Source organism: Muribacter muris (genome assembly GCF_001038205.1).
GTDB lineage: Bacteria > Pseudomonadota > Gammaproteobacteria > Enterobacterales > Pasteurellaceae > Muribacter > Muribacter muris.
On the sequence record NZ_JWIZ01000119.1, the window covers coordinates 1 to 4888 of the forward strand.

Annotated in this window: 4 protein-coding genes; 3 read left to right on the top strand and 1 reads right to left on the bottom strand. The window is 37.2% G+C overall.

From position 1 onward, the window contains the following. The first annotated feature begins 86 nt into the window (after nt 1–86). From RO21_RS11950 to RO21_RS11960, 3 genes are read left to right on the top strand one after another with little or no spacing between them, the layout of a single operon-like run. Nucleotides 87–1724 carry a class I SAM-dependent DNA methyltransferase gene (locus RO21_RS11950; RefSeq protein WP_047978011.1) on the top strand — a complete coding sequence of 546 codons (1638 nt, stop codon included), beginning with the start codon at nt 87–89 and terminating at the stop codon, nt 1722–1724. Beyond that, complete coding sequence (locus RO21_RS11955) at nt 1717–3060, top strand: restriction endonuclease subunit S (RefSeq protein WP_047978008.1); 1344 nt, start codon at nt 1717–1719, stop codon at nt 3058–3060. The genes RO21_RS11950 and RO21_RS11955 overlap by 8 nt, the downstream gene beginning before the upstream one ends. Next, nucleotides 3061–3870 (top strand): FRG domain-containing protein, encoded by an 810-nt coding sequence (locus RO21_RS11960; protein ID WP_047978009.1) that lies wholly within the window; start codon nt 3061–3063, stop codon nt 3868–3870. It abuts the gene before it with no gap. 191 nt (nt 3871–4061) lie between these two features. On the opposite strand, the gene RO21_RS11965 is transcribed toward RO21_RS11960, so the two are convergent. Then, nucleotides 4062–4550 carry a transposase gene (locus RO21_RS11965; protein ID WP_047978010.1) on the bottom strand — a complete coding sequence of 163 codons (489 nt, stop codon included), beginning with the start codon at nt 4548–4550 and terminating at the stop codon, nt 4062–4064. Between the last annotated feature and the right edge of the window lie 338 nt (nt 4551–4888).

A 4888-nucleotide genomic window follows, 5' to 3' on the forward strand; every position in this document is an offset into this window, starting at 1 on the left:
CCAACAGCCAACAGCCAACAGCCAACAGCCAACAGCCAACAGCCAACAGCCAACGGCCAACAGCCAACAGCCAACAGAATGTTGAAATTTTAACCACTCAACAAGCCTTTCTTAACGATCTCGACACACGCCTTTGGAAAGCCGCCGATAAATTGCGTCAGCAACTGGACGCAGCCAACTACAAACACATCGTTTTAGGCTTTATCTTCTTAAAATACGTTTCCGACAGTTTCCTTGAACAACGCCGAAAACTCGCCGCTCTATTTGCCGATCCGCAATCCGAACTTTATCTCGACCCTGCGATTTATAGCGAAGACGACCTCAAAAATGAACTGGAAGAACGGGACTACTACGCCCAAGATAACATCTTTTGGGTACCCGAAGCAGCACGCTGGGATAACATCAAAGCCGTTGCACAATATAATATCGGTGATGAACTGCCGTGGGGGGCAAAATTTGGCGGTGTCGCCAATTTGATTGATGCTGCCTTTGAAGCGATTGAGCAAGACAACCCAAAACTCAAAGGCAAAATTCAACGTATCGCCGGCTATAAAGTCCAAGCGGACACCCTAATCGGCTTGGTCGATCTCTTTTCCGATACTCACTTTAGCCAGCCGACCTTTGACGGCAAACCCGTGCATCTCGCTGCCAAAGATATTCTCGGCCACGTTTACGAATATTTTCTTGGGCAATTTGCCCTCGCCGAAGGCAAGAAAGGCGGGCAATATTTCACCCCAAAATCTATCGTTACCCTGATTGTCGAAATGCTTGAACCTTACGAGGGCAGAATTTACGACCCTGCAATGGGGTCGGGCGGCTTCTTTGTGCAAACAGAACGTTTTATCGAAAGCCACCAGGGCAAAACCCCGCACGCTAGCCGTAATAAAAATATTGCTATCTACGGGCAAGAATACAATCCGACCACTTGGCAGCTTGCGGCAATGAATATGGCGATCCGTGGGATTGAGTTTGACTTCGGCAACCAAAACGCCGACACCTTCACCAACCCGCAACATCTCGACAAAAAAATGGATTTCATAATGGCAAACCCACCGTTTAATATGAAAGAATGGTGGAGCGAAAGCCTTGCCCAAGATCCCCGTTGGCAATACGGCACACCGCCGGCGGGCAATGCTAACTTTGCGTGGCTACAACATATGATCTACCACCTTTCGCCTAAAGGCAGAATGGCACTGCTACTTGCTAACGGCTCAATGTCGAGCAACACCAATAACGAGGGCGAGATCCGCAAAAATATTCTGCGAGCGGATTTGGTCGAAGCAATGGTTGCTCTGCCCTCTCAACTCTTTACCAACACCCAAATCCCCGCGTGTATCTGGATTTTAAACAAAGCCAAAGCCCGCAAAGGCGAGGTACTGTTTATTGATGCCCGCCAAATCGGCTATATGAAAGACCGTGTATTGCGGGATTTCACCCCTGACGATATTGCCAAAATCGCCCAAACCTACCACAGTTGGCAAAAAGCGGACGGCTACCAAAACCAAGCCGCCTATTGCTACTCGGCAACCTTGGACGACATCGCCAAAAATGACTACGTCCTCCCCCCCGGACGCTATGTCGGCACCGCCGAACAAGAAGATGATGGTGTGCCGTTTGCAGAAAAAATGCAACAACTGACCGCTCTTTTAAATGAGCAATTTAAGCAAAGTGCAGAATTGGAAGTGAAGATTAAGGCGAATTTAGGAGGATTGGGGTATGAGTGATTGGAAAAAGTATAAATTATGTGAAATTGGAATAATTAAAACAGGAAAAACACCACCTTCTAAATGTAATAATGCATTCAGTAATTTTAGTGGCATTCCTTTTGTTACCCCAAAGGATATGGTTGGTTCTAAATGGATAAGCCATACAGAGAGATATTTAACAAAAGATGGACTAAATACTGTCTCTAATTATTTAGTTGATGAAAACTCAATATCTGTTTCTTGTATTGGTTCTGATATGGGAAAAGCAGCTTTATTAAAAAATAAATCAGTAACTAATCAACAAATAAATACACTAACAGTTAATCAAAAGCATAATTATGAATATATCTATTATATTCTAAGTAAAATGCAAGACTTTTTTAAATCTATATCTGGTGGTAGTGCTACGCCAATTTTAAATAAATCTGACTTTTCTAATATTGAGATTCTATTACCAGATATAGAAACTCAAAATAGAAATATAGAGTATTTAAAGTATTTAGATGAAAAAATCCAACTCAACACCCAAATCAACCAAACCCTAGAAAATATCGCCCAAGCGATATTTAAAAGCTGGTGTATTGATTTTGACCCTGTGCGAGCCAAAGCCACCGCCCTTGCGGACGGCTTAACGCCCGCACAAGCAGAATGTGCCGCAATGAGCGTGATTTCCGGCAAAAATGCCGCCGAACTCGACCGCTTGCAAACCGAAAACCCCGACCAATACCAACAACTTCAACAACTCGCCCAAGCATTTCCAAGTGAATTTGAGGAAGTTGAAGGATTTGGGGAAGTGCCGAGGGGGTGGGATATTCTAAAATTTAAGGATTTTGTTACAGAAAGCAAAGAAAAAGTCGGTGAACGTACTGGTATAGAAGAATTTTCCGTTGGTAATAATGGTATAACACCAAGAAGTGAAAAATATAAAAAATCGCTTTCTAAAACACCAGAGAAAAATAAGATTATCAACAATGGCTATGTTGTTTTTGGTATGGGTTCTCAAACCTTAAACTGGGGAATAATGCAATTAGGGGAAGGCTCTGTTAGTCCTGCATATTTTGTATATAAAACAAATGAGAAAATCGTCAATTACCAGTATCTAAGTCTATTTATAAAGGCTTATGAGCAAGATTATCAATCTTTGATTAAACCAACCTCTAGACAAGGACAAAGTGTAGATAGAGAAATGTTTCTAGCAAAAGAAATCTATATTCCTGATAACAAACTACTAAATATTTTTATGAGTACATATCATTCTATTATAAAGCTAAAAGATAGTTTAAATAATGAAATAGATATCTTAGTAAAAACAAGAGATGAATTATTACCTAAATTATTAAGTGGGGAAATTTAAATGATAAGTACAAGAAAAATTCATTGTTGGAAAGAATTAAAAGCGTATATTGAAGATAGGAATTTAGTAAAAAATAAAGAAACAAATATGCCACCTGATATAGGCATTATTACCGATCTAAGTAAAGTCGATGGGCGTTACTTTAGAGGGCATTCTGAGGAAAAATATAAGTTAGAATCAACGTTAGAAAGAGAAATCAAGAAACGTTTTGAGCATATAAATGATTATAAATTGAAAAGATCTTTTTTTGATAGAATCGTTGATGAATACTTAAAAGATTGTAAGAAAAAACTAAAAGGAAAAATTTCTGAACAATGGGTTTTGCTAGACAAAAAATATGATGATGAAATTTGGGCTATGGGACAACATTATGGTCTTAAAACCCCTCTATTAGATTGGTCACAGTCATTTCTTGTTGCATTATATTTTGCATTTGAGCCTTATACATCGGAAAGTGATTATAGGGTAATTTATGAACTTAATAATTTTATAGGGAGTAAAAAAATAGAAATTATTAGCTCAAAAATAGATATTGGTGGGAGGCTATCTGCTCAAAAAGGAGTCTTTACAAACTTACTCTATCAAGAATTATATGAGTTAAATAAAGCACATTATGAAGAAAATAAGAATTACCCACATTATAAACCATTTCTTAGTAAAATTCTAATTCATAAGGATTTAAGAGTAGATGTAATGGAATATCTATTAAGTTTAAATATTGATGGTTTTACTATATTTCCTGATATACAAGGAGCAATAATGAATTGTCATTTTGAATTAAATAATATTATTCAATATGAAACACAGTAATAAATAATACGGACGCCAGCATGGCGTCCCTACACGAAGGGACAGGATATAATGGTGGGGAATGAACTTATTTTAAATATTTTGGCTGAATGTTTTATTTGTGAAAATAGAAAATAACGCTGATATGTAGGGACGCTCAGCTTCCGTCCGTAATAAAATAATCTGTAAAAATAAAATATGTAGGCATATATTTAATAAAAACAATCTTTATCCCAATTTATCACATTATTTTCGATATATTGGTAAATTTTTTGAAAGGCATTTTCGTTACGGATAATATGTTCATAATAGCCACGCTGCCATTCAAATAAAAGATTTTCCTGTTTGGCATAACCGGATAATGCGCATTTTATACCACGAATAATGGACGCTAAATTTTTACGTTGTGCGCCAAAATAATGCTGATGTCGATCAACATCAGAATTTAATGTGATAATAAAATGGAAATGATTAGGCATTATGATGAAAATTGGAATATCAATATAACTATCGGGGCGAACAAGCGGTGTGTTTTGGATAATTTTTTGTAATGTAAAACCTAATGGGGATAAATACATTGTTTGATGGTGTATTTCGCCGAAATAATGCGTTTTATTTTTTGTGCATACCGTAACAAAATAACAGCCATTTTGGTATGAATTCCAAGTTACCCGAGTTGTTTTGCGGTTTGATGTTTTCATCATTTATCCTTTTATTTGAATGGGGTTGATCAATGGGCGCACGCAGTGCGCCCCTACGGCACGATGAAATAAAATTAAATATTAGATATTTATAATAAAATTAAACAATTTATTTTCAATAAAACCAACATCAACGTATCTATACGGACGCACAACATTCACCCACAGCACGATGTAATAAAATTAAACATTAGATATTTATAATGAAATTAAATGATTTACATTCAATAAAACCAATATCAACGTATTTGTAGGGGCGCACTGCGTGCGCCCACAGCACGATGTAATAAAATTAAATATTAGATATTTATAATAAAATTAAACATTAGATATTTATA

Excerpts from the sequence above, each read along its gene's own strand:
- RO21_RS11955 (WP_047978008.1), top strand. The coding sequence starts at position 1,717 with ATGAGTGATTGGAAAAAGTATAAATTATGTGAAATTGGAATAATTAAA.
- RO21_RS11960 (WP_047978009.1), top strand. The coding sequence starts at position 3,061 with ATGATAAGTACAAGAAAAATTCATTGTTGGAAAGAATTAAAAGCGTAT.
- RO21_RS11965 (WP_047978010.1), bottom strand. The coding sequence starts at position 4,550 with ATGAAAACATCAAACCGCAAAACAACTCGGGTAACTTGGAATTCATAC.